Source organism: Halalkalibacterium halodurans, assembly GCF_004376175.1.
Taxonomy (GTDB): Bacteria; Bacillota; Bacilli; order Bacillales; family Bacillaceae_D; genus Halalkalibacterium; species Halalkalibacterium halodurans.
On sequence record NZ_SNUY01000013.1, the window covers coordinates 1 to 745 of the forward strand.

Annotated in this window: 1 protein-coding gene; it reads left to right on the forward strand. The window is 41.7% G+C overall.

Annotated features, from left to right (window positions below; genetic code table 11):
• A partial coding sequence (locus tag E2L07_RS06285) for an IS110 family RNA-guided transposase (RefSeq protein ID WP_134229178.1) occupies nt 1-745 on the forward strand: 745 nt, incomplete at both ends.

Genomic DNA, 745 nt, shown 5'->3' on the forward strand with positions numbered 1-745 from the left:
TAACGGCAAAAGGTTACGACTTTGTCGTCGTGAACCCAATGCACGTTAAGAAAAGTAAAGAACTTGATGACAATTCTCCAACGAAAAACGATACGAAAGACGCAAAAGTGATCGCCCAGTTAATCAAAGATGGGCGATACTCTGTACCAAACCTCTTAGATGGCATATATGCGGAACTAAGAGAATGCGTAAAAATTCGAGATCAGCTTACTGAACAATTAATGATCACAGAAGGTCGCATTCAAAATGTGATTCAACGCTACTTTCCAGAGTTTTTCGATGTGTTTGGAGATTGGGAAGGCAAAGCCGCTCTCTGTACCCTAAAGCTGTTTCCGTTCCCCTCTGATATTCATAAAAAGACACCAGAGAGGGTTCTTCAAGAATGGAAACCGTATGTCCAACGAGGAGTTGGCATTAAGCGCGCAACGAAGCTTGTAGAAACAGCCAAAAAGAGCATTGGAATTGAAGTAGGCTTGAAATTTGCCAAGTGTGAACTGAAGAATCTTATTGAGCAGTATGAGCTTTTTAAGCGGCAATTAGAAGAGTTGGATCAGGAATTAGAAGCCATCGTTGAAACATTACCTGGTGCCCAACAAATGATGAAAATTCCAGGCTTAGGGGCGGTGACTGTTGGATTATTCTTTGCGGAAGTTGGGGACATTTCAAAGTACTCTCATCCTCAACAATTAGTGAACTTAGCAGGGCTATCATTACGTGAGCACAGTTCAGGTAAATTTAAAGGGCA